Consider the following 24,372-nt stretch of genomic DNA (forward strand, 5'->3'; position numbering starts at 1 on the left):
CCCGCACCCCACCCCGCAATATGCACACACACTCTTCATCCCTTGCTCCCCATGCGGCCAGCAACAAAAAAGGCGCCAGCCCCTTGCGGAGCCGACGCCGTCGTCATGTCACACTCAACTTGTTTGCGGCGGCCTGCTCGCAACCCGCCTTGCATCCTCTTATGCTCTGTTACAGCAAGGAACGCGCCAACTCAATGACCATGGCTGGCACTGGGCTGGCCACGCCGCGCCCCGGCCAAACGTCGCTTGTTATGGTGCAGTCGCCCCATTTTGGGGCCACTGTAAAACCAGCCAGCTAGTGCGCAGCCACCCGGTGGGTGTAGGCTATGACCCTCTATTCAAAAGGACACTTGTGATGAATGAATCATTGATTGTGCTAGGAATTTTTGTTTTTCTGGTGATCGCCACCCTGAGTGCAGGTATCAAGATAGTGCCACAGGGCTTCAACTGGACTGTCGAGCGCTTCGGCCGCTACACCCGCACCTTGACCCCGGGCCTCAACCTGCTGATCCCCTATGTGGATCGGGTCGGCCACAAGATCATCATGATGGAGCAGGTGCTGGATATCCCGGCACAAGAGGTGATCTCCCGCGATAACGCCAACGTCACCATCGACGCCATCAGCTTTGTGCAGGTGGTGGATGCCCGTAAAGCGGGCTACGAGGTCAACGATCTCACCAGCGCCATCCGCAATCTCACCATGACCAATATGCGGACCGTGCTCGGCGCCATGGAGCTGGATGAGATGCTCTCCCAGCGCGACACCATCAACGAGAAACTGCTGCGCACCATGGATGCCGCCACCGCCCCCTGGGGCATCAAGGTGACCCGCATCGAGATTAAAGATGTGCGCCCGCCGCTGGCACTGGTCGAGGCGATGAATGCCCAGATGAAGGCCGAGCGCCAGAAACGGGCCGAGGTACTGGAGGCCGAAGGGGTGCGCCAGTCCAAGATCCTGAAAGCCGAGGGGGAGAAGCAGTCCCAGATCCTCAAGGCCGAAGGTGAACGTCAGGCCGCCTTCCTCGCTGCCGAAGCGCGGGAACGGGCCGCCGAGGCGGAAGCCAAGGCGACCCATATGGTCTCCCAAGCCATCGCCGAGGGTGATATGCAGGCCATCAACTACTTCGTGGCCCAGAAATATACCGAAGCACTGGCCCGCATCGGTGAAGGCCCCAACAGCAAGATCATCATGATGCCGCTGGAAGCGGGCAGCCTGATTGGCTCGGTGGCAGGCATGGCCGAGCTGTTCAACAAAGATGGCAAGGGCAGCAAGTCATGACAGCCCTGTTCGAGGGGCTGACCCACTGGCACTGGCTGGGGCTCGGCTTCATTCTGCTGGCCATCGAAGTGCTCGGCTCGGTGGGCTTCCTGCTCTGGACCGGCATCGCTGCGCTGGAAGTGGGCCTGCTGCTGCTGGTCTGGCCCTTTGGCTGGCAGGCGCAGTTGCTGCTGTTTGCGGTGCAATCCCTGCTCACCACCTGGGCCTGGTGGCGCTGGCAACACCAGCGTGACAACTCGGGTCAGGATGCCGCCAGCACCATCAACGAGCGGATGCAGAGCTATATGGGCCGCGAGCTGACCCTGCTGGATGATGTCGTGCAAGGCACCAGCCGGGTGCATCTGGACGATACGGTCTGGACGGTGCGCTGCGACGAGTCGCTGCCAGCGGGCAGCAAGGTCAGGGTGGTGGGGGCCGATTCCCACATCCTGCTGGTTGAACCCCACGACTGACGGAGCTCTGCCATCGAACCATAAAAAAGCCCGCGATCGCTCGCGGGCTTTTGTCTCTCTGGCTGCCACTCAGGTACGCAGCCGGTCGAGCTGACTGGCGAGCGCTGTGGCCGCTTGCTCCAGCGCCTCGCTCAGTTGATGGCTGGAGCTGGCCTCCTGCCCGATCACGTTGGCGGTATCGCCGATCCGCATCAGGTTCTGGTTGATGGTGTCGCTCACCGCACTCTGCTGCTCGGCGGCGGTAGCGACCTGACTGATGTGGTCGTGGATCTGCTGGATCTGGGCCACCACCCGATTGAGCGCCTCGAACGCCTGCTCGGTGCCCTGCACCGTGGTGGTGGAGCGCTCGATGCCGGTGTTCATCAGACGCTGGCTGCTGCTCACCTCGGTTTGCAGGCTACCGATCAGCTGGCCGATCTCGTCGGTCGACTCCCGAGTCTTGGTCGCCAGCGCCCGCACCTCGTCCGCCACCACTGCAAAGCCGCGGCCCATGTCACCCGCCCGTGCCGCCTCGATGGCGGCGTTGAGGGCCAGCAGATTGGTCTGCTCGGCAATGGCGCGGATAACATCAAGGATCCGGCTGATATTGGTGCTGCGCTGGGCCACCAGCGCCACCGCTTTATCCGCCTCATGCATATCGCCAACCAGGGTATGGATCTCGTTGCGGGCATTGCTCAGGGTCTGCTGGGCGTTATTGATGTGGTGGGTCGCCGCTTCCGACTCCTGCGCCGCCTGCTCGGCATAACCCGCCACGCTGACTGCCGTGGTGCTCATCTCGTGCATGGCGCTCACCACGCTCTCCAGCTCCAGATTCTGCTCATCCAGACTGTTGCGCATGGTGTCGGCGGTATGTTTCATCTCCCGCGCCTGTTGGTAGACCTGCTGGCCGATCCCCTTGCTCATTTGCACCATACCCCGCAGCTTGCCGAGGAAGGCATTGAGCTGGGAGCCAAGATCGATCAGCTCCTGATGGGTGTCGATCTCCATCTGCTGGGTCAAGTCCCCCTCATTGCTGGAGAGGTGGCCCACATGGCGGCTGATGAGAGAAAGCGGCGCTGTGATGGTCTGGATAAACCAGACCAGCAGCCCCAGCACCAGCAGGGTGATCCCGCCCATGGCGACGAGCTGTTGTTGCTGGGCATCCACCAGCAGGGCGCCGAGCTCGCTGCTGATGGTGCGCGCCTTGTCGAGCGCCAACGCCTTGGGCACCTTGATCATCAGCCACCACTGGGCATTGGCCGCCTCGATACGGATCGGTTGTTGCAAAATGAAATCGCTGTCGCTACTAACGGCCTGACCGGTAGGCAGGGTCAGGCCCACCTCCTTGAGCGGACGCCCCAGCTTGTCGGCATAGCGGTTGCTGCCCACAATCAGCCCCATCTTGCTGACGATGGTCACGTCGGCCTTGTTGTCATAGAGGCTCTTGCCCAGCGTTTCGGCAAGCTGCTGGAAGATGGGCAGGTTCATGTCCACCCCGGCCAGCCCGACAAACTTGCCATCGTGAAGGATGGGCACCGTCAGGCTGGTCATCAGCATCTTGTTACCCGGGCTGATTTCGTAGAGGTAGGGCTCCATCAGGCAGGGTTGGCGAGTATCGCGACCACAGAGATACCATTCGCTGTTGCGAATGCCGAACTCGTTGAGAGAGGTATCAAACTTGGCCTCGCTGGCGGCGGCATCCACCGGCTGCTGGGCCACGGTGCCCCCCTGATCCTTGGTAAAGTAGATCTCCATGCTCCCCTTGCCCGCCACCGAGTGACTGGCGCCGCCCAGCCAGTTGCCATCCTCGCCGTCATAACCATCCGGTTCAAACTGGGCGTAGATGGAGCTGATCCCGCTAGCCTGCTGCAAGCTGCTGCCGAGCAGAGACTCGACTTGGGGCCGCGACAACCGCAGCGCCGGCTTGGCCATCCCGGCTTCAATCTGGGCGGTCACGGTCAGGGGAATTTGGTAGGAGTTCTGCATCAACGAGGCAATCTGGATGGCATAGCGCTCAGCCTGATACTGCAGGCTGTGGGAGACCTCTTGCTCCAGCGCATCGCTGGTCTGGGTCATCACCATGCCACGGAGGGTACTGAAAGAGGCTGACTGCAACAGGGTCATGGCCAGCCCGGTCAGCAGAAACAGTCCCATGGTCAGGCACAACAATTTGAACTTGAGGGAACGTTGCTTCATGCGACAACTCCTTATGGCAGCGTGACAACGAATTAATTGAGTATATTCGTCCACTTGCAGCTCACCGGATTTGTGATGGGTTTGTCGTCGGCTTCTGGTTATAATTTTGGCCTTCCCGAGCGTTGATGGAACAGTCGCAATGAGCAATGCACTGAGCAGTGTCCCGCCGGTAGTCGCGATGGACTACCCCTTTCCGGCCAAACCTCTTCCCCTGAGTGCCGAGCAGAGAACGACCTTGACCACAGAAATCAAGGCGCTGCTCAAGGAGCGCAAGGCGGTACTGGTTGCCCACTACTACACGGATCCGGAGATCCAGGCGCTGGCCGAAGCCACCGGTGGTTTCGTTGGTGACTCGCTGGAGATGGCCCGCTTTGGCCGCGATCACGAGGCGCAGACCCTGATCGTTGCCGGGGTGCGCTTTATGGGCGAAACCTCCAAGATCCTGAGCCCCCACAAGCGAGTGCTGATGCCGACTTTGGAGGCCGAATGCTCCCTCGATCTGGGCTGCCCCATCGAGCAGTTCTCTGCCTTCTGCGATGCCAACCCGGATCATACCGTGGTGGTCTACGCCAATACCTCGGCCGCGGTCAAGGCGCGGGCTGACTGGGTAGTGACCTCCAGCATCGCGCTGGAGATCGTCGAGCACCTCGACAGCCTGGGTCACAAGATCATCTGGGGCCCGGATCGTCATCTGGGTGCCTATATCGAGAAGAAGACCGGGGCGCAAATGCTGCGCTGGCAGGGCCACTGCATCGTCCACGACGAGTTCAAGGCCCGCGCCCTGCGCGAACTGAAAGAGCAGAATCCGGACGCTGCCGTGCTGGTTCACCCGGAATCCCCCGCCTCGGTGATCGAACTGGCCGATGCGGTGGGCTCCACCAGCCAGCTGATCAAGGCCGCCAAGGAGCTGCCCCAGCAGAAGCTGATCGTGGCGACCGATCGGGGCATCTTCTACAAGATGCAGCAGGCCTGTCCGGATAAAGAGATGGTGGAAGCACCGACCGGTGGCGATGGCGCTACCTGTCGCAGCTGCGCCCACTGCCCCTGGATGGCGATGAACGGTCTGGTGGCGATCAAGGAGGCGCTCACCGACGGTGCCGAACGCCACGAGATCCATGTCGACGAGGCACTGCGGGTCAAAGCGCTGATCCCGCTCGATCGGATGCTCAACTTCGCCGCCGAACTCAAACTCAAGACCCAGGGCAATGCCTGATTGCCGCAGTCACGAGATGCAAAGAGGGCTCCCGCGGGAGCCCTCTTTATTATTTATCTGAACGCTATGCTGCTCAGATGATCACGGTGGAGAGGCAATGCTCCTCATCCGGTGCAACGGTCACACCCGCCTCACCGGCGATGGCCGCTTCGACGCAGAGCATGGTGCGATAGCCATCGTCGCTCATGTCGGCCATGGCGGTGGCCCCTTCCAGCCAGGGAGTCCAGACCACCACGCTGTCGTGGTTGCCGCTCACTACCCGCGTCTCGCGCTCACCATCCTGCACCCTCACCAGCGCCTCTGGCTGCCAGTAGACCCGATCCAGCGGCCCGCTCAGGGTCAATGCACCCTGCTGCTTGGCATCCTGTCCGGTCAGCTTGTCAGCATAGGGCTCACCCAGACCGGTCACGCTCACCGCTTCCGGCGCACTGATGGTCAGATAGGTATGCAGCGCACCGCTATAAGTCAGTGGCTGGGCACCGGTGTTGCGAGTGGTCAGCACCAGCGAGAGCTCTTTGCCAACCAGCACGTCCAGCTCCAGCTCGAAGGCGTGATCCCACAAGGCACGAGTGGCATCGCTGTCGCGCAGGGAGAGATGGACCAGCGTGCCGTCGGCGTGATCGGAGACCCCGTCCAGCATCCAGAGGGTGGTGCGAGCAAAACCGTGGGAGGGCTTGCCACTGCCGACACGGGCTGGCGCCGGGCCAAACCAGGGCCAGCAGATCGGGATACCGCCACGAACAGGCTTGCTGCCATCCAGCACCGCCTTGTCACTCAGCCAGATGGAGGCTGGCTCGCCATGGCGCTGATAGCTCAGCACATGGGCGCCAAACAGGCTGATCTCGGCCTTGGCATAGTCGTTGTTGATGGTGAGAACCGGCAGACCGGCCGCATTGTTGGCAAGCTTGCAATTGGCGGTCAGGGGACGAATGGATTGCATGTGGACTCCTGTCATCAGGGGAAACCGAAAAACAAAAAGGCGGCCAATGGCCGCCTTTTTCAAGCTACGCGATTGCGCATCCCAAATTACTTGGAGATGTGAGCGATCAGGTCCAGAACTTTGCTGGAGTAGCCCATTTCGTTGTCGTACCAGGATACAACTTTAACGAATTTGTCGTTCAGCTGGATACCAGCCTTGGCGTCGAATACGGAGGTCTGACGCTCACCCAGGAAGTCGGTAGATACAACTTCGTCTTCGGTGTAGCCCAGAACGCCTTTCATCGCGCCTTCGGAAGCAGCTTTCATCGCTTCGCAGATTTCTGCGTAGGTGGCAGCTTTCTTCAGGTTAACGGTCAGGTCAACAACAGACACGTCCGGAGTCGGAACACGGAAAGCCATACCGGTCAGCAGGCCTTTCAGTTCCGGGATAACTACGCCAACAGCTTTGGCTGCACCGGTAGAGGACGGGATGATGTTCTGAGCCGCACCGCGGCCACCGCGCCAGTCTTTGGCAGACGGACCATCAACGGTCTTCTGGGTAGCAGTGGTAGCGTGAACGGTGGTCATCAGGCCAGACTCGATACCGAAGGTATCGTTCAGAACCTTGGCGATCGGTGCCAGGCAGTTGGTGGTGCAGGAAGCGTTGGAAACGATGTCCTGGCCAGCATAGGTAGAGTCGTTAACACCCATTACGAACATCGGGGTAGCGTCTTTGGACGGGCCAGTCAGAACAACTTTCTTGGCACCAGCAGCGATGTGCTTACGAGCAGTCTCGTCGGTCAGGAACAGACCGGTAGCTTCAGCAACAACGTCAACACCGATTTCGCCCCACTTCAGGTTGGCCGGGTCACGCTCAGCGGTAACACGTACGGTTTTGCCGTTTACAACCAGGTTGCCGTCTTTAACTTCAACGGTACCGTTGAAACGACCGTGAGTTGAATCGTACTTCAGCATGTAAGCCATGTAGTCAACATCGATCAGGTCGTTGATACCAACAACTTCGATGTCTGCACGCTCGCAAGCCAGACGGAATACGAAACGACCGATACGGCCAAAACCGTTAATACCTACTTTGATAGTCATATTTAGTTACCTAACTGTTCAGTAGTCAAAGAAAATTCCGCTTGTAAATTTACTAGAACTCTCCGGTGAGTCAACCAACATTCTGTCTGAAATTGCGCTATATCATGAAAAACTGTGAAATTAATTTTCTGTTTATGTAACTGATTACCACGTTTTGACGAAAAAAGTGCCAGATCGTGGCATAGCGCAGATATCAACAATAGTGCCTACTCGGTCACACAACCATTCACAGAGATATGTAAAAATGTGCGCGGTTTAGCATGGCCAAAGAGCCACTGTTCAAGTACCACCCCATAAAAATCAAACAAAATAGTATAGATAGAATCCACAGCGGGAATTCTCAAACTATGACCACCCTGATTGAACAGCTGGCTGCCGCAAAAGGTATCGCCAGCGAGTATGTCGATGCCTGGGGCCACCCGGCCCAGGTATCAGAAGAGAGCAAGGCTGCCATGCTGGGCGCCATGGGCTACCGCGTCGATGACGAGGCCGCTCTGGTGCAGCAGTTGGAAGAGGAGCATCGCCAGCACTGGCTGCGGGCGCTGGATCCTGTGATGGTGGTTCGCACCGGCGACGCCGTTACCCTTGAGGTTCGCCTCCCCATCGAATTCGTCAACGACGCCCTCACCTGGCAGCTCCAGCAGGAGCAGGGTGCTGTGCTGTCCGGTCAATTCACCCCCATCGAGGGTGAGCTGGTCGGCGTGGCCGAATTTGAAGAGATGGAGTGCCAGGCCTATCGCGTCACGCTGGAGATGGCCCCGGAGCTGGGTTATCACCAGCTGGTGCTGCTGGAAGAGGGCAATGACGAGCCGCTGGCTACCATGCGCCTCATCGTCGCCCCCAAGGCCTGCTACAAGCAGGCGCCGATTGCCGATGGCCGCAAGGTATGGGGCCCGAGCGTGCAGCTCTACTGCCTGCGCAGCCGCCACAACTGGGGTATCGGTGATTTCAGCGATCTGGGCCAGCTGGTTGAGAAAGCCGCCGCCTGGGGTGCCCACTTCGTCGGTCTCAACCCTATCCACGCCCTCTATCCGGCCAATCCGGAGAGCGCCAGTCCCTACAGCCCCTCTTCCCGTCGCTGGCTCAACGTGGCCTATATCAATGTGGAAGCGGTGCCCGAATTCCAGCAGAGCGATCGCCTGAAAGCGGAAGTGGCGAGCCCTGCCTTCCAGCAACATCTGGCCGATCTGCGTGCCAAAGAGAACGTCGATTACACCGGCGTGCTCCAGACCAAACTCGGCATGCTGCGTCAGGTGTTCGATGAAGCCACCCTGAGCGCCGAGCGTCAGGCCGCCTTTGATGCCTTCGTGGCCGCCGGTGGCGACAGCCTGCAACAGCAGGCAGCATTTGATGCCCTGCAGGCCCACTTCTATGCCAAAGGCGAAAATGCCTGGGGCTGGCCGGTATGGACGCAGAAGCTGCGCGATTACCACAATCCTGCCGTTGCCGCCTGGATGGCCGCGCACCCGCAAGATGTCAACTTCTACCTCTATCTGCAGTTCCTGGCCGACGAGCAGCTGGCGCAAGCCGATGCCCGTGCCAAGGCTGCCGGCATGGTGATGGGTATCTACCGGGATCTGGCAGTGGGCGTCTCCGAAGGCTCCACCGAGATCTGGGCCAACCAGGATCTCTACTGCCCGAAAGCCTCGGTCGGTGCGCCGCCCGATATCCTCGGCCCGCTTGGTCAGAACTGGGGCCTGCCCCCGATGAACCCGAACAAGCTGTTCGAAGCGGCCTACCAGCCGATGGTGGACTTGTTCCGTGCCAACATGCGCTCCTGTGGCGCTCTGCGCATCGACCACGTAATGGCCTTGCTGCGCCTGTGGTGGGTACCGCCCGGAGCGTCCGCCGCCAAGGGCGCCTACATCTACTATCCGGTCAACGATCTGCTGGGCATTCTGGCCCTCGAATCCCACCGCAATCAGTGCCTGCTGATCGGCGAGGATCTGGGTACCGTGCCGGAGGGGATCGACGTGACCCTGAAAGAGAACGGCGTTCACTCCTACAAGGTGTTCTTCTTCGAGCGCTCCAAGGAAGATGGCGGCTTTATCTCCCCGGCGCACTACACCGAGCAGGCGATGTCGGCCCTGACCACCCACGACATGCCGACCCTCAAGGGCTTCTGGCACTGCGACGATCTGGCGCTCGGCCGTCAACTGGGTCTGTATCCGGATGAAGATGTATTGAAGACTCTGTATGCTGATCGTCACCAGGCCAAACAGCGGATCCTCGACAGCTTGCATGCCCACAAGGTCATCTCTGACAACATCAGTCATGACGTGAACTGGGTCGGCATGAACACCGAACTCAACCACGGTCTGCAGATCCACATGTCCCGCGGCAGCTGCGCCTTGTTCAGTACCCAGCTGGAAGACTGGCTGGAGATGGACAAGCCGGTCAACGTACCGGGTACCAGTTACGAATACCCCAACTGGCGCCGCAAGCTCTCCGCTGATCTGGAAGATATTTTTGCCAATGAGGCACTCAAGGCACTGGCTGGCAAGATGAGCCAAGCCCGTGATGAGGCCAGTCGTTGAGACGCTGTCTCCCACAGCGCTCTCACCTAAATCCACTCCGGCTTCGGCCGGAGTGGATGCTCTGTCATGAAAGGAAATCTCGATGCTCGTTGAACGTTTGGTTGCTGCCCGCTGTTCCGATCCCTTCTCTCACTTAGGCCTGCAGGCCAATCCGGATGGGCCCGGCCTCAAACTGACCGCCTGGTTGCCTGATGCCCTCGAAGTCCGCGTCAAGGATCTCAAGTCGGGCAAAGTCGTTGCCACCCTGGCGCCCACCGATGAATCGGGTCTTTTTGAAACTGTTTTCACCCGCCGCAAAAACTCCTTCCCCTATCAGCTGATCGCCAGCTACCAAGATGCCACCACCGAGGTCATCGACCCCTATCAGTTTCAGGATGCCGCCTGGGCAGGCCTGGCCGAACTGACCGCCCAGCCGGAAAACCTCTACCACACCCTTGGCGCCCAGCTGCGCACCGTGGAGCATCTTGGCCAGCAGGTGGAAGGGGTGCGTTTTGCGGTCTATGCGCCGAGCGCCACCGCTGTGAGCCTGATCGGCGATTTCAACTTCTGGGATGGCCGCCGCCACCCGATGCAGCGCAGCCTCTGCGGTCACTGGGTGCTGTTTGTGCCGGGCCTCAAGGCGGGGGATCGTTACAAGTTCGAACTGAAAGATCCCGCTGGCCATCGTCTGCCCCACAAGAGCGATCCGGTCGGCTTTTACTGCGAGCAGTATCCGTCGTTCGCCTCCGTGGTCTATGACCACGCCCAGTACCAGTGGCAGGATGCCGAGTGGATTGCCAGCCAGCACAACGACAAGCGTGAGCAACCCCTCTCCATCTATGAGCTCCACGTCGGCTCCTGGAAGCGCCACCCCAATGGCGACAGCCTGAGCTGGCGTGAACTGGCAGTGGAGCTGGTCGCCTACGTCAAGGAGATGGAGTACACCCACATCGAGCTGCTGCCGGTCTCCGAGCACCCCTTCAGCGGCTCCTGGGGCTACCAGCCGGTGGGCATGTTCTCCCCTACCAGCCGCTACGGCACCGCTGATGACTTCAAATACTTCGTCGACCAGTGCCACCAGGCCGGCATCGGCATCATTCTGGACTGGGTGCCCGCCCACTTCCCGTCCGATGCCCACGGCCTGGCCCGTTTCGATGGCACCCCGCTCTACGAGTACGAGGATCCGCGCCGTGGCTGGCACCCGGACTGGAACTCCTACATCTATGACTTCGGCCGCGACACAGTGCGCCAATTCCTGGTAGCGAGCGCCCTGTTCTGGCTCGACAAGTTCCACATCGACGGCCTGCGGGTGGATGCAGTCGCCTCCATGCTCTATCTGGACTACTCCCGCAACGCCGGTGAGTGGGTACCGAACGTCGATGGCGGCAACCACAACTACGAGGCGATCAGTCTGCTCAAGTGGACCAACGAGGAGGTCTACGGCAAGTATCCCCACGCCATGACCATAGCCGAAGAGTCCACCGCCTTTGCCGGTGTCTCCCGCCCCACCTTCCTCGGCGGCCTCGGCTTTGGCTTCAAGTGGAATATGGGCTGGATGCACGACACCCTCACCTATATGCAGAAAGAGCCGATCCACCGTCGCTACCACCACAACGACATGACCTTCTCCATGGTTTACCACTATGACGAGAACTTCATCCTGTCGCTCTCTCACGACGAAGTGGTGCACGGCAAGCACTCCATGCTCTACAAGATGCCCGGTGACGAGTGGCAGCAAGCCGCCAACCTGCGCGCCTACATGGGCTTCATGTATGCCCACCCGGGCAAGAAGCTCAACTTCATGGGCACCGAGATCGCCCAGAGCAACGAGTGGAATCACGATGCCCAGCTGCCGTGGCATCTGCTGCAATATCCCAAGCATGCCGGTCAGCAGCGGTTGATCCACGATCTCAACCATCTCTACCGTCATGAGCCTGCCTTGTATCAGGCCGATTATGATCAGACCGGCTTCCGCTGGCTGGATCACAACGATGCCGACAACAGCATCTTTGCCTGGCTACGGGCCGACAAAGAGGGCAAGCAGGCCATAGTAGTAGCTTGCAACTTCACCCCGGTGCCCCGTCTCGAGTATCGGGTCGGCGTCCCTGCTGCGGGCCACTATCGGGTGGTGCTCAACACCGACAGCGAGTATTACTGGGGCAGCAACTATGATGTGGGTCTGGTGTTCGCTGCCGAGCCGACCCCCTGGCAGGGGATGGCGCACAGCATAGTGCTGGATCTGCCGCCGCTGGCGACCTTGTTCATCAAACAGGAGTCTTGATGCTTGTAATGGAAAAAGGGGTGGGCCACCCGCTGGGGGCCCGCCTTGACGAGAACGGTTGCCACTTCTGTGTCTGGGCCCCCCAGTCGGACAAGGTGGAGCTCTGCCTGTTCGATGAAGAGGAGCAGGAGATAACCCGACTTGAGCTACCCGGTCGCCGTGGCCAGTATCGCTTTGGCTACGTGCGTGGCATGCAGGCGGGTCAGCGCTACGGCTATCGGGTCTATGGCGCCCCGCAGGAGGGGATGCTGTTCGATCCGCAGAAACTGCTGATCGACCCCTACGCCAAGGCACTCAGCCGTCCCACCTACTGGGATGAGGCCCTCTATCAGGGGGACAGTGCCGGGATGATTGCCAAGTCGGTGGTGGTGGATGACGGCTTTGACTGGCAAGGCATCGGCAAGCCCGGGATCAGCCCGGCCCGCACCATCCTCTACGAGACCCACGTCAAGGGCTTTACCAAGCAGCACCCAGGGATCCCCAAAGCGCTGCAGGGCACCTATCTTGGCATCAGTCACCCACTGGTCATCGAGCACATCAAGAGTCTCGGCGTCACCTCGGTGCAGCTGATGCCGGTGGCCGCCTTCATGTCGGAACCGCGACTGGAGCAGTTGGGACTGACCAACTACTGGGGCTACAACCCCATCGCCTTCTTCGCCCCGGAGCCGCGCTACAGCACCAAGCCGGACGAGGCGGTGATCGAGTTCAAGACCATGGTGCGCGAGCTGCACCGGGCCGGGCTCGAGGTGATCCTGGATGTGGTCTACAACCACACCGCCGCCTCGGGCTTCGACGGCCCCACCCTCTCGTTCAAGGGCTTTGACAACGCCGGTTACTACGCCTTCGAAGCGGGCCCCCACGGCCCCGATTACACCCGTCACGCCAACGTGACCGGCTGTGGCAACAGCGTCAATCTGGATCACCCCAACACCCTGCGGCTGGTGCTCGATGCCCTGCGCTACTGGGTCACCGAGATGCAGGTGGATGGCTTCCGTTTCGATCTGGCGGTGACGCTGGCGCGGGAGGCCGGCGAGTTCGAGCCCATGGGTGCCTTCTTCAAGGCGGTGATGGCCGATCCTGTGCTGTCACAGGTCAAGCTGATCGCCGAGCCCTGGGATATCGGCCCCTTTGGCTACCGGCTGGGTCAGTTCCCGAGCCAGTGGCAGGAGATCAACGACCGCTATCGCGACACGGTGCGCGCCTTCTGGCGTGGCGATGCGGGCAAGATGGGTGACTTTGCCACCCGTCTGGTGGGGTCGCGGGATATCTTCCCGAAAAACTGGCGCTCGCCCCACACCAGCGTCAACTACCTCTGCTATCACGACGGTTTCACCCTGGAGGATCTGGTCTCCTACAACCAGCGCCACAATCAGGCCAACGGTGAAGACAATCGGGACGGCCACGGCAACAACCTCTCCTATAACCACGGGGTAGAGGGGCCGACTCTGGATCCGCGGGTCAACAGCCTGCGCCAGCAGCAGAAGCGCAATCTGATTGCCACCCTGCTGCTGTCGCAAGGCACCCCCCACTTCCTTGCCGGCGACGAGATGGGTCGCAGCCAGCTAGGCAACAACAACGCCTACTGTCAGGACAACCAGATCAGCTGGGTCAACTGGCAGTGGCGGCCGGAGGACGAGCGGCTGTTCGCCTTCACCCAGCAGATGATGGCGCTGCGGGCGGAGTCGTGCGTCTTCTCCAACCTGCAACTGAGCGATGACAGCTGGAACGGTGCGACGCCCAACTGCCATCAGGTCAACTGGTATCACCCGGATGGCCACCAGCTCACCGATCAGGACTGGCACGCCCCCATGGGGCAGGCATTTGCCATGGATATCGGCATGATCAACTGTGTCGGCGAGCGCTGGTACGTGCTGTTCAACGCCAGCGACTACGATATCCAGTTCCGCCTGCCGCCGCCGGGGGAAGGGCTGGAGTGGATCCAGACCATCGACACAGCCACCAACGACGGCTTGCCGTTCCTGCCCGATGATATCAAACGGCAGGTGGCGGTCGGTCGCGCCCACTCCCTCAAGCTGCTGGAGCGGGTCGCGCTGGCCAGCACGGCGCAGGATGCCCAGCCACCGCAGCAGGCGCTTCTCCCTGCATCCGGTGCGGACATGGCTGCCACCTCGATCACAAATGCGGGCAAACCATAACAGGCATACTGGAGTCAGCTTTAGGGAGCCGCTATGCTGGGCCCCGTGATTGATGGCAAGGAGTCGGTATGAGCAGTAACAACCCGGAACAGTGGCGCAGCAAGCTAAGCGCCGAGCAGTTTCACGTCTGCTGGGAGAAGGGCACCGAACGACCCTACAGCGGCGCCCAGCTCCACAATCGCAAGAGCGGTGACTACCTCTGTGTCTGCTGCAAGAGCGTGCTGTTTCACTCAGGAGCCAAGTTTGATTCCGGCTGCGGCTGGCCTTCGTTCGACAAGGCTATCGAGGGGACAGTGAACTACACCGAAGACAGCAGCCACGGCATGAAGCGGGTGGAGATCACCTGCCGCCAGTGCGGCTCTCACCTCGGCCACGTCTTCCCCGACGGCCCGACCGAGACTGGCCAGCGCTACTGCGTCAACAGCCTGAGTCTGGATTTCGATCCCGACGCTTAAGCGGCTGACCCATTGCAATAAAAACAGCGCCTCCATCACGGAGGCGCCGTTTTTTTATCGGGCTTTCACCGGCGTCACGCCAGCAAGATGGTGGCCATCACCAACAGGGCCGCGATGGCCGGCACCGGCAACTTCACCACCCGCAGCAGATAAAAGCCGATGGCCGCCAGCGCCAGATCGGTCGGTGCCAGCACCGAGCTCTGCCACACCGGCTGATAGAGCGCCGCCAGCAGCAAGCCCACCACGGCGGCGTTGATGCCAATGACGGCGCCCGCCAGACGGGGTTGGGTCAGCCACTGTTGCCAGCAGGGACCGACCGCCCAGAGCAGCAGAAAGCCGGGCGCAAAGAGCGCCAGGGTCGCCGACAAGGCCCCGAGCAGCGGTATCTCGGGCAACAGTTGGGCACCGAGATAAGTGGCGAGGGTAAACATGGGGCCCGGCACCAGCTGCGCCAGACTGTAGCCGGTCAGAAACTGTTGCTGGCTGAGGGTGTGGCCCACGCTCTCTTGCAGCAACGGCAGCACCACGTGGCCGCCGCCAAACACCAGACTACCGGCCCGATAGAAGTCGGCAATCAGCTGGCCAAGCGTGCCGAGAGGGCCGCCGAGCAGCGGCAGGCCAATAAAGAGGGCGGCAAACAGCAGCAGGGTCGGCCAGTGAGGATGACGGGTAGTGGCTGAAGACGGCTCAGCGGTAGCATGCAAACGACTCGCCCCCTGCTGGTTTCGAGCGCAGATCAGCGCCGCTCCCGCCAGCATCAGCAGTTGGGTCAGCAAGCCGGGCTGCCACCAGAGCGCGGCCGCGGTCGCGACCATGATCCCCTGAGTCAGTGGCGTGGCGCAGAACTGGCGGCTCATGGTGAGCACCGCATCGGCCACCACAATGAGCGCCAGCAGCTTGAGGCCGTGCAGCGCCGCATCGAGCCAGAGGTTGTTGCCCAACAAGCCCACTCCGACGGCTGCCGCCAGCAACAACAGAAAGGAGGGCAAGGTGAAGCCGATAAAGGCACAAAGCGCCCCGCCCAGACCGGCGCGATGGCGACCGATGGCAAAGCCGAGCTGACTGGAGGCGGGCCCCGGCAGCAATTGGCACAGCGCCAGCAGCCGGGCAAACTCGGCCTGCGTCAGCCAGCCGAGCCGCTCGACGAAGGTGCGCTGGAAAAAGCCGATATGGGCAGCCGGGCCGCCAAAACTGATGCATCCGAGCCACAAAAACTGAATAAATACCTGTCCCACGCTCTTCTCCCTCATCCCTCTTCCCTCTTCCCTCTTCCCCCGATGGAGAGGAGATATTATGACAGCACGATGATCGTTTTATGACAGTCTGATTGATTCGGCCGACACCATTGGCACATCACTCGGCAAGTAGCAGCGTCCCGCCAGCCAGCAGGCGATGGACTGACGGCTGGCATCGAAGTGGGGCTCGGGCAACTCGCGCGGATCGCACCAGCTCCACCCTTCACACTTCTCCGGCTCCAGCAGTTGCGGCTCGCCCTCAACCTGTGCCAGCAAGGTGACCGAGATATAGTGCAGCCCGCTCTCGCGCCAGGTCTCTAGATTATTGGTCACCGCCACCACCTCGGGCCCGTGGATCTGTAATCCCGTCTCCTCGGCTACCTCGCGGATCGCCGCCGACTCGAAGCTCTCCCCCACTTCAAGATGACCGCCCGGGATCGACCAGTAGGGGGCGTGGCTCCCCTTGCGTTTGCCAAGCAGCACCTGGCCCTGAGCATTGGTCAGGATGACGCCGACACCGACGCGGGGATAGAGAGTGGACATGAAAACGCTCCTTCAATGAGGCAGTAAAAACGGCCTCACCTTAGGCCGAAGGAGGGCGCAGGGCAAGCCCCGGCTGATCGGCTTCAGCCCCCGCCAGTGACCCCTTGCCCATTAACCGGTTATCACAGATGCTGGGGAGCGAAGCCCGGATGGCGAGGCCATTCCTATCCTTCACATCCTCCATCGCCCCGAGACCCCGAGGAGTCGGCCATGACAAAATTGCTCCCCCTGTGCGCCCTGTTACTCACGGCTTGCCAAACCACGTCGCCGCCCGACTCGCTCGCCATCGATGATGCCGACGCCTGGCAGGCCATATGCAAAGATGGCACCCGGGTTCGCGCCATTGTGGCAGAGGGGATCTGCCTGGATCATCGCGGGGTTGCCATGTGGACGAATAAGCCAAGAGCCGAACGGATGGCAGAAGAAGCCGCCAAATAGTGTGATCCAGACACCATAAAATGACACAACCGGCCAGTTGGCCGGATTTTTTCGCGATCTCGCCTGCACTTTGCCACCTTGTTCATGGTGCGCTCAGTTTTCTGTTCCCATACTGGCCCTACAGTTCCAACAGCACAGTTCCAAAAAGAGGAGAGACAAGATGCAGACATCACTCGTCGGGCTCTCCATTCTGTGGGGGCTAGCCAGTTTTGGTGTTCAGGGGGATTTCATCGAAAGCCGTGATTCCGTTGCGCCATCCTGGCAAGCCGAGTCCAGAGTGGAGATGGAAGGTTATCTGATTGAATCGCTAGGCGAAGATCGCTGGCTGTTCGACAACGGCAGCGAAAGCCTGCTGGTCTCCCTGCCCGAAGGGCAGTGGGTGCCGACCGGTGAGCGGCTGCGGGTCAGCGGCGAACCGCAGCAAGAGCAGACCGGCTGGCTGCTGCAGGTGGAAGACATCAGCCAGGTCAGCGTCTGACCACTGCGGTTTTCGTCACCCGTCACCGCGATAAGTAACCCTGACCGGATAACAAATAGCGCATAACAGAAAGAGGAGGCCGCCGGCCTCCTCTTTCTGTTTATATGGGCGTTTATACAAGCTGTTTGCGCGGGCTCAAATCCGCAAAGAGAAGCGGCTGCCTGTCACAGGCCAGACCGACCGCCATCCCGCGCAGGATGACTCACCCCAGATGGTTGAGCGGCAGCGCCGTCTTGTGCTTGATGCGGCGCAGCACGAAGCTGGAGCGCACTCCGGTCACCCCCGGGATATGGGTCAGCTTGTCCAGCAGGAAGTGCTGGTAGTGCTCCATGTCGCGCACTACGACCTTGAGCTGATAATCGGCATCGTTGCCGGTGATGAGGTCACACTCCAGCACTTCCGGCAGCTCGCTGATGGCACGGTCGAAGTTTTCGAACCGCTCCGGCGTGTGTCGGTCCATGGAGATGTGAATGTAGGCGGTGAGAGTGAGACCAAGCTGGCGGGCGTTGAGCAGAGTAACGTGGGTGTCGATGAGACCGGCATCCTCCAACGCCTTGACCCGGCGGGAGCAGGGGGACGGCGAGAGCCCTACCAGCTCGGCCAGCTCCAGATTGCTGATGCGACCATTTTCCTGCATCAGCTCGAGAATATGTCTGTCTATGCGATCAAGTTTCAGCATTTACCCTTCCTCGTTGCAATGACTAATCCACTTTTCCTAGATTAAGGGTGAACTATTGCAAAAACAACCGAAAAAAGTGGTTACTTTGCAACCACTCACCGGCTCGGGAGGGATACTATGGTTACATCTTCCGGTGGCAAAGCAGATACCTGACCGGGTCTCTGCGGTGAAGGACCTTACCGGGTCAAGAGCCCCATCAGCCGTCTGACCTTATCGGGAAATGACGGGCTGGAACGAGAGAACCCCCTCCCCGAAGGCAACAAAGCAGGCATCCCGGCGCCTGCTTTGTTGTTTTTGGGCATTTGGCGCAATCAGAGCGCGGGCGGCGTGATGCGATAGAGGCAGCGGTGCGCCCCCTCCAGCAGATACTGCTCCCGCTCCACCGTCGCCGGGGCCAGCAGCTGGCGAAACAGCGCCAGCTCGCTGCGACAGAAACCTCGGCAGGATCGCGCAGCGGCACAGATGGGGCAGTGACTCTCCCACAGCAGCCAGCTGCCATCCTCCTCGCGGCGGATCTCCGCCATGTAGCCCTCGCGGCTGCGCAGCTCCTTGAGCGCCTCCAGCCGACCGGACAATCCCTTGTTGCCCAGCGTCTGCTGATAGCGCGCCAGCATCTGCTGCTCCCGCTGCAGGATCAGTCGCTCCATCCCCTCCTCACCAAACAGCTCGCGCACGTTGTCGATCAGTTGCACGGTCAGATCGCTATGGCTATCGGGGAAGCGTTGCCATGCCTGTTCGGTGAGGTGCCACAACCGTACCGGTCGACCGCGCCCGCGGGCCTCGTCGTTGAAACTCACCCAGCCGTCGGCCTCCAGCGTCATCAGGTGCTGGCGGGCACCCATGGAGGTCATCTGCAACTGCTCTCCCAGCTCGGCGGCGCTCTGTGGGCCGTGGCTCTTGAGCAGAAACAGTATCTTGTCGGTGCTGGCGTTCATGGCAAGGCTCTCATCGTCGGCAGGTACGGCCGCTTGCGCGGCAGCGGTTCTGGCATGGATAAGAGCATTATGGGGAGGGGGCTTTTTTAAATCAACAATTCACTTTACTTAATCTGGTTTGAACGCCAACATAAATAAACCAATAACTTTATTTAATGGGGCAAACATGGAAGGGATCAAGGGGCAGGCCAGCCTGTGGGTATTGGTGATGACGGTGACGCTGGCGGTGGCGGGCTTCAGCCTGCCATCCCCGGTGCTGGCGCCGCTGTTGCTGGATCCGGCCCACGGCATGCTGACGCCGGAAGCCTCCGACTGGAGCCGCAAGGTGTGGCTGGGGGTCATCATGGGGCTCTATCCGCTGTTTCAGCTGGTGGGAAGCCCCTGGCTCGGGCGCCTTTCCGATCGCTACGGCCGCAAGCCACTGCTGTTGCTCTCGCTGGCGGGGGTGCTGGCAGGCTATGCCCTGATGGCACTCGGTATCGCCTGGCGATCCCTCCCCCTGTTGCTGCTCAGCCGGATGGTGGAGGGGCTGTGCAACGGCAACATCGCCATCGTGCAGGCGATGGCGGCGGATCTCGCCGGCAAGGAGCACAAGGCCCGCAGCTTTGCCTGGATCAACATCGGCATGAACCTGGGCTGGGTAGTGGGGCCGATGATCGGAGGCTACGCCGCGGTGATCTCGGGGGAATACAGTCTGGCCGCCTGGCTGGCGGTAGGGATGACCCTGCTCAACCTGCTGCTGGTGTACTGGCTGATCCCCCATCGCCCGCCAGTAGCCTCCACCTTTCAGGCACCAACCCTCTCCAGCCGCCAGCTGTTGCTGCAACCGGCCCTGCTGCCCTACTTCGCGCTCACCCTGATCAGCTATGGCGCGGTGCAGCTCTATTTCACCTACTTCAATATCTGGCTGGTGGAGCGGCTGGCCTGGGATCCGGCCCAGCTGGCGCAGGCGGCGGTGCTGGTGAGCCTGCCCATGATGGCGGGCTCCTGGCTCGGCTCCCGCATCGCCCGCCACTGGCGCGGCAGCTCCCTCGGGATCGTCGGCCATCTGGTGATGGCGAGCGGCATGCTGCTCTTTATCCTGCCCGTTCACTGGTGGGGACTGGCGCTCACCTTCGTTCCGGCTGGCATCGGCATGAGTCTGGGGGAGCTGGCTACCTCGGTGGCGATCTCCAACCGCAGTCACCCCGAGCAGCAGGGACAGGCGATGGGGCTCTACCGCGCCCTCGCGGTGGGCAGCGAGATCCTGGCGGTGCTGCTCGGCAGCCTGCTGCTGCTGGCCGGTACCGAGTGGCCCTTCTATCTCGCCACCCTCTGCTCCCTTGCCAGCGCCGCCGGTTTCTATCTGCTGCGCCGCCGTGCCGACCGCCGCCAGCAACTGGCCAGCTGCGTCTGAGCCACGAAGGGATCACAGTTCGGCGCTCCGGCCGCGGGCAAGACTTGCATCGGGGCGCCGGGTCTGGGACGGTAAGGCTCTTTGCGGATTTGTTCGATGCTGGAGGAGCTATGAGTGAGTACAAGGCCATCGCGCTCGATATGGATGGCACCTTGCTGACCCGGGATCACAAGATCTCGTCGGCCACCCGGGCAGCGCTGGCGCAAGCCCGCGCCCACGGCATCAAGGTGCTGCTGGTCACGGGACGCCACTACATGACGGCGCGCCCCTTCCACCACGAGCTGGTGCTCGATACCCCTCTCATCTGCAGCAACGGCGCCTATCTCTATGACCCGGTGCAGGACCGGATCCTCAGCGGCGACCCGCTGGCGGTTGCCCCGCTCGCCGAGCTGCTGGACGCGGTCAAGGCGCAGCAGATGGGGGCCCTGTTTCACCTGAGCGAGGGGATCGGCTACATCGGCTGCGAGGAGCATGTCACCCGCATCCGCAGCTGGTCGGCCAATCAGCCAGCGCACCTCAAGATTGCTATCCACCCGGTCGAGGAGCTGGCAGGCTGGCTCGACAACCCGGTCTGGAAGCTGGAGTTGTTCAATCAGGATCCGGCTCGCCTGCACGCTTTTATGGGCGAGGTGGTCGAGCAGATGCCCTTTACCCGTGACTGGGCGGCCCCCTATGCAGTGGAGCTGGTACAGCCGGGTTGCAGCAAGGGCAACCGGCTGGCCCAGTGGGCGGCCAGTGAAGGGATTGCGATGGAGCAGGTAGTGGCATTTGGTGACAACAACAACGACATCAGCATGTTTGAACAGGTGGGGCTGGCGGTCGCCATGGGCAATGCGGCCCCGCAGATCCAGAGTCATGCCGACCAGGTCACCGCCGACCACAACGAGGATGGCATCGCACTGGCATTGCAGCGCTGGGTACTGCCCTGATCTGACAAGATGCAACATGGCCAGCACGCGGGCTGGCCATGAAGAGAGGGATTAACCGCCGAAGGAGAACTGGATCACCCGATCCGGGTAACGCAGACGGTTGTATTCGTAGCGCAGGGACTCGTAGTGGCGAATGGCGCGGTTGCGCTTGGACCGATAATAGTCGCGCTGTTCCGTGTTGGTTTCGTTGCGGATGCTGCGCTCCAGTGCATCGATATCCCGCTCGGTACGCTCCAGCTCGTCGCTGATCTCCTGCAAGCGGGCGGCCAGCTTGTACTCTTCATAGCCGCGCTGATACTGCTTGAGGAAGCTGGCATCGTTGGGGCACACCCCGCGGTACTCCTGCCCCTCCTTGCCCTTGCTGTAGGCCAGCTCGGGAATGCAATAAAGCTCCAACCCCTTGTCGTAGCCCCGCTTCCACTCGGCTTCATCCACTCTGAGACCATACTCGCTGCAAGACGAAACGTAGTCGCGGGTCGCCTGACGGGTTTTGCCCTCCGATCCATCCTGATAACCCAGGTTGTACCAGCTCATGGTGCGGCACTCATCTTCTGACAGGGCACTGCATCCCGCCAGCAATACCGGCAGGGTCAGCAACAGGATTTTGGGGGGCATGAACAGACTCCGGAAAAGACAGTGACCGGCATTCTAGAGAGGATAAAAGGCCATAACAAGGGATGTGCGCCCGCGCGGATTGGCGCTGTTTTTTTGATGTGTTTGTCACTATTGGCCAGCGCGCCAGACGGGGCAGCCAACCCGCTTTCCTTGTTATCAGGCGCAAGGTAAACTGCGCCATCTTTTAACTGGCGCGCAACAAAAACAATGAAAGTCCTGACCGTCGATTACCGCTCACCCGATGCGGCCCAACGCTTCACCGAATCCCTGCGAACCACCGGCTTTGGCGTACTGACCAACCACCCCATCCCGAAAGAGCTGGTGCAGTCCATCTACGACAACTGGTATCGCTTCTTCATGAGCGAGCAGAAGCAGGATTTCCTGTTCAACCGCGAAACCCAGGATGGCTACTTCCCGCCCTCGGTCTCCGAGGTGGCCAAGGGCCATAGCCAGAAAGATATCAAGGAGTACTTCCACCTCTACCCCTGGGGCCAGATGCCGGAAGAACTGAAGGAGCAGGCGATGGAGTACTACCGCCTCGCCAACGGTCTGGCCGCCGAGTTGCTGGGCTGGGTGGAGCAGTACACCCCAGCCGATATCGCCGCTCACTACAGCTGCCCCCTCTCCTCGATGATCGAAGAGAGCCAGAAGACCCTGCTGCGGGTGCTGCACTATCCGCCGTTCGATGGTACCGAGGAGCCGGGCGCCATCCGCGCAGCCGCCCACGAGGATATCAACCTGCTTACCATTCTGCCCGCCGCCAACGAACCAGGGCTTCAGGTGAAGGGTTCCGACGGCGAGTGGATGGACGTGCCGTGCGACTTTGGCACCCTCATCATCAACATCGGTGACATGCTGCAGGAGGCCTCCCGCGGCTACTACCCCTCCACCACTCACCGCGTCATCAACCCGACCGGTGGCAGTGCCGCCAAGTCGCGTATCTCCCTGCCGCTGTTCCTCCACCCCCGCCCGGATGTGGTGCTCTCCGAGCGCCATACCGCCCACAGCTACCTGATGGAGCGGCTGCGGGAGCTGGGGGTGATCTAGCCAGCAGGCGAGCAGTTGTCAGAGGCCAAACCGGAGCAATCTCGCTCCGGTTTTTATTTGGTGGCAGGATTGGGCAAAAATCAGAATTAAATTAGCCAATCATGCCAATAAATCGCATTTATCCCTGATAACCGTCGTAGTGATTGCGCAGCGACCTCCGTAACATGAGCGCCATTCTGCCCTCGACAAGGGGCGCTCGATTGGAGTTCTTATGAAGCAGTCCCAATGGTCATCCCGACTCGGCTACATCCTCGCCGCTGCGGGTTCCGCAGTCGGTATCGGCGCAATCTGGAAATTCCCCTACGTCACCGCCGTCAACGGCGGCGGCGCCTTCCTGCTGGTCTTTCTGCTGTTCAGCTTCACGCTGGGGGTGGCGGTACTGATGGGGGAGACCCTGCTCGGCAGCATGAGCCGCCGCGGGGTAGTGGGTGCCTTCTCCGAACTGCTCGGTAAACAGTGGCGCTGGGTTGGGGTAATGGGGGTGATCTCTACCCTGCTCATCTACTGCTTCTACAGCGTGGTGGGCGGCTGGACGCTCGGTTATACCGGGATGGCCATCTCCGGCCAGCTCAATCATGGTGATGCAGCCGCCCTCACCGCCCGCTTCAATGACTATGTCAGCGGGGATGTCTGGCCCATCCTCACCCACCTGCTGTTTGCCGCCCTCACCTGGATGGTGGTGCAAGGGGGCATTCAGAAAGGGGTGGAACGCACCCTGCGCTGGATGATGCCCGCCCTGTTCCTGATGATCCTGATGCTGGTCGCCTTTGGCCTTACCCTGCCCAATGCGATGGAGGGGGTACGTCACTTCCTGATGCCCGATTTCAGCAAGCTGGGGATGTCCGGCGTGCTCGACGCCATGGGGCTGGCCTTCTTCTCCCTCTCCATCGGTCTTGGCATTCACACCACCTACGGCGCCTATCTGCCGACCAGCGAAGGGGTCGGTCGCTCCAGCCTCTGGGTGGTACTGCTGGCCAGCATGGTGGCGGTACTGGCGGGTCTGATGATCTTCCCGGTACTGGCCTCGACCGGTATCGACCCAGCCGCCGGACCCGGCCTCACCTTTATGACCATGCCGGCGGTGTTTCAGCTGCTGCCATTCGGTCAGGTGCTTGAGGTGATCTTCTTCGCCCTGCTGGTCTTTGCGGCGCTCTCCTCGGCCATCTCCCTGCTGGAGCATTTGCAGTGCTTCCAGTGCGAAACCTGGGGCTGGTCACGCCGTACGGCCTGCAGCGCCATCACGGCGGTGGTGATGCTCAACGGCATTCCGGTCAGCCTGTCGTTTGGCACGCTGCAACACGCCACCCTGTTTGGCAAAACCATCTTCGAGCTGCTGGACTTTGTCACCTCCAACCTGATGATGCCGCTGTTCGGCCTGATGGTGACGTTGCTGCTGGGCTGGAAGCTGGGACGCAAGGCATTGCCGCACGGACTGTCGACCCACTGGAATCACCTGCTGATGAACTGCTGGCGCTGGGTTGCCCCCTTGCTGATCGGCGGGATCCTGGTGCGCGGTCTGGTGTGACGG

21 protein-coding genes are annotated in these 24,372 nt (G+C 61.0%); 13 read left to right on the forward strand and 8 right to left on the reverse strand.

What is annotated here, in order from left to right:
- The first annotated feature begins 355 nt into the window (after nt 1–355).
- Together BN1115_RS05265 and BN1115_RS05270 are read left to right on the forward strand one after the other, a co-directional pair.
- On the forward strand, nt 356–1,279 hold the full coding sequence (locus BN1115_RS05265; protein ID WP_042656355.1) for an SPFH domain-containing protein: 924 nt from the start codon (nt 356–358) through the stop codon (nt 1,277–1,279).
- Entirely contained in the window at nt 1,276–1,731 is a 456-nt protein-coding gene (locus BN1115_RS05270; protein WP_042656356.1) for an NfeD family protein, read from the forward strand. Before BN1115_RS05265 ends, BN1115_RS05270 begins: the two co-directional genes overlap by 4 nt.
- 69 nt (nt 1,732–1,800) lie before the next feature.
- On the opposite strand, the gene BN1115_RS05275 is transcribed toward BN1115_RS05270, so the two are convergent.
- Complete coding sequence (locus BN1115_RS05275) at nt 1,801–3,906, reverse strand: methyl-accepting chemotaxis protein (RefSeq protein WP_042656357.1); 2,106 nt, start codon at nt 3,904–3,906, stop codon at nt 1,801–1,803.
- Nucleotides 3,907–4,045: 139 nt separating this feature from the next.
- Here BN1115_RS05275 and nadA point away from each other — a divergent pair, with 139 nt between their 5' ends.
- A complete protein-coding gene (nadA, locus tag BN1115_RS05280) occupies nt 4,046–5,119 on the forward strand; it encodes a quinolinate synthase NadA (RefSeq protein WP_042656358.1) in 1,074 nt (357 codons plus the stop codon).
- A 73-nt stretch (nt 5,120–5,192) separates the two neighbouring features.
- Here nadA and BN1115_RS05285 read toward each other — a convergent pair whose 3' ends face one another.
- Both BN1115_RS05285 and gap read right to left on the reverse strand, forming a co-directional pair.
- Nucleotides 5,193–6,059: a D-hexose-6-phosphate mutarotase gene (locus BN1115_RS05285; protein ID WP_042656359.1), complete on the reverse strand. Its 867-nt coding sequence runs from the start codon at nt 6,057–6,059 to the stop codon at nt 5,193–5,195.
- An 86-nt stretch (nt 6,060–6,145) separates the two neighbouring features.
- Nucleotides 6,146–7,141: a type I glyceraldehyde-3-phosphate dehydrogenase gene (gap, locus tag BN1115_RS05290; RefSeq protein WP_005335708.1), complete on the reverse strand. Its 996-nt coding sequence runs from the start codon at nt 7,139–7,141 to the stop codon at nt 6,146–6,148.
- A 347-nt stretch (nt 7,142–7,488) separates the two neighbouring features.
- On the opposite strand from gap, the gene malQ reads away from it, so the two are divergent.
- The 4 genes from malQ (at nt 7,489) to msrB (ending at nt 14,549) form a co-directional block, all read left to right on the forward strand.
- Nucleotides 7,489–9,678: a 4-alpha-glucanotransferase gene (gene malQ, locus BN1115_RS05295; RefSeq protein ID WP_042656360.1), complete on the forward strand. Its 2,190-nt coding sequence runs from the start codon at nt 7,489–7,491 to the stop codon at nt 9,676–9,678.
- 82 nt (nt 9,679–9,760) lie between these two features.
- A complete protein-coding gene (glgB, locus tag BN1115_RS05300; protein WP_042656361.1) occupies nt 9,761–11,938 on the forward strand; it encodes a 1,4-alpha-glucan branching protein GlgB in 2,178 nt (725 codons plus the stop codon).
- Nucleotides 11,938–14,094: a glycogen debranching protein GlgX gene (gene glgX / locus BN1115_RS05305; RefSeq protein ID WP_042656362.1), complete on the forward strand. Its 2,157-nt coding sequence runs from the start codon at nt 11,938–11,940 to the stop codon at nt 14,092–14,094. Before glgB ends, glgX begins: the two co-directional genes overlap by 1 nt.
- 68 nt (nt 14,095–14,162) lie before the next feature.
- The gene (msrB, locus tag BN1115_RS05310) at nt 14,163–14,549 is read left to right on the forward strand and encodes a peptide-methionine (R)-S-oxide reductase MsrB (protein WP_042656363.1); all 387 of its coding nucleotides are present in this window, start codon (nt 14,163–14,165) and stop codon (nt 14,547–14,549) included.
- 74 nt (nt 14,550–14,623) lie between these two features.
- Here the strand turns inward: msrB and chrA are convergent, their stop codons facing one another.
- Nucleotides 14,624–15,799, reverse strand: a complete 1,176-nt coding sequence (gene chrA / locus BN1115_RS05315) for a chromate efflux transporter (protein ID WP_042656364.1) — start codon at nt 15,797–15,799, stop codon at nt 14,624–14,626.
- A 63-nt stretch (nt 15,800–15,862) separates the two neighbouring features.
- Nucleotides 15,863–16,327, reverse strand: coding sequence for a nucleotide triphosphate diphosphatase NUDT15 (locus tag BN1115_RS05320; RefSeq protein WP_042656365.1), 465 nt, complete (start codon nt 16,325–16,327; stop codon nt 15,863–15,865).
- Nucleotides 16,328–16,537: 210 nt separating this feature from the next.
- Here BN1115_RS05320 and BN1115_RS05325 point away from each other — a divergent pair, with 210 nt between their 5' ends.
- Both BN1115_RS05325 and BN1115_RS05330 read left to right on the forward strand, forming a co-directional pair.
- The gene (locus tag BN1115_RS05325; RefSeq protein WP_042656366.1) at nt 16,538–16,765 is read left to right on the forward strand and encodes a hypothetical protein; all 228 of its coding nucleotides are present in this window, start codon (nt 16,538–16,540) and stop codon (nt 16,763–16,765) included.
- 160 nt (nt 16,766–16,925) lie between these two features.
- Nucleotides 16,926–17,243 carry a hypothetical protein gene (locus tag BN1115_RS05330; RefSeq protein ID WP_042062015.1) on the forward strand — a complete coding sequence of 106 codons (318 nt, stop codon included), beginning with the start codon at nt 16,926–16,928 and terminating at the stop codon, nt 17,241–17,243.
- A gap of 202 nt (nt 17,244–17,445) precedes the next feature.
- Here the strand turns inward: BN1115_RS05330 and BN1115_RS05335 are convergent, their stop codons facing one another.
- Together BN1115_RS05335 and BN1115_RS05340 are read right to left on the reverse strand one after the other, a co-directional pair.
- Nucleotides 17,446–17,922: an Lrp/AsnC family transcriptional regulator gene (locus tag BN1115_RS05335; RefSeq protein ID WP_005304871.1), complete on the reverse strand. Its 477-nt coding sequence runs from the start codon at nt 17,920–17,922 to the stop codon at nt 17,446–17,448.
- A 311-nt stretch (nt 17,923–18,233) separates the two neighbouring features.
- Nucleotides 18,234–18,857 (reverse strand): helix-turn-helix transcriptional regulator, encoded by a 624-nt coding sequence (locus BN1115_RS05340; protein ID WP_042656367.1) that lies wholly within the window; start codon nt 18,855–18,857, stop codon nt 18,234–18,236.
- A gap of 166 nt (nt 18,858–19,023) precedes the next feature.
- Between BN1115_RS05340 and BN1115_RS05345 the strand changes: the two genes are divergently transcribed.
- Entirely contained in the window at nt 19,024–20,253 is a 1,230-nt protein-coding gene (locus tag BN1115_RS05345) for an MFS transporter (protein WP_042656368.1), read from the forward strand.
- Nucleotides 20,254–20,363: 110 nt separating this feature from the next.
- Nucleotides 20,364–21,182 carry a Cof-type HAD-IIB family hydrolase gene (locus BN1115_RS05350; RefSeq protein ID WP_042656369.1) on the forward strand — a complete coding sequence of 273 codons (819 nt, stop codon included), beginning with the start codon at nt 20,364–20,366 and terminating at the stop codon, nt 21,180–21,182.
- Nucleotides 21,183–21,233: 51 nt separating this feature from the next.
- On the opposite strand, the gene BN1115_RS05355 is transcribed toward BN1115_RS05350, so the two are convergent.
- A complete protein-coding gene (locus tag BN1115_RS05355; RefSeq protein WP_042656370.1) occupies nt 21,234–21,797 on the reverse strand; it encodes a DUF2799 domain-containing protein in 564 nt (187 codons plus the stop codon).
- A 207-nt stretch (nt 21,798–22,004) separates the two neighbouring features.
- Here BN1115_RS05355 and BN1115_RS05360 point away from each other — a divergent pair, with 207 nt between their 5' ends.
- The gene (locus BN1115_RS05360) at nt 22,005–22,844 is read left to right on the forward strand and encodes an isopenicillin N synthase family dioxygenase (RefSeq protein WP_042656371.1); all 840 of its coding nucleotides are present in this window, start codon (nt 22,005–22,007) and stop codon (nt 22,842–22,844) included.
- 211 nt (nt 22,845–23,055) lie between these two features.
- Entirely contained in the window at nt 23,056–24,369 is a 1,314-nt protein-coding gene (locus tag BN1115_RS05365; RefSeq protein WP_042656372.1) for a sodium-dependent transporter, read from the forward strand.
- The last annotated feature ends 3 nt before the right edge of the window (nt 24,370–24,372 follow it).

This window comes from Aeromonas allosaccharophila (assembly GCF_000819685.1).
Classification (GTDB): Bacteria; Pseudomonadota; Gammaproteobacteria; order Enterobacterales; family Aeromonadaceae; genus Aeromonas; species Aeromonas allosaccharophila.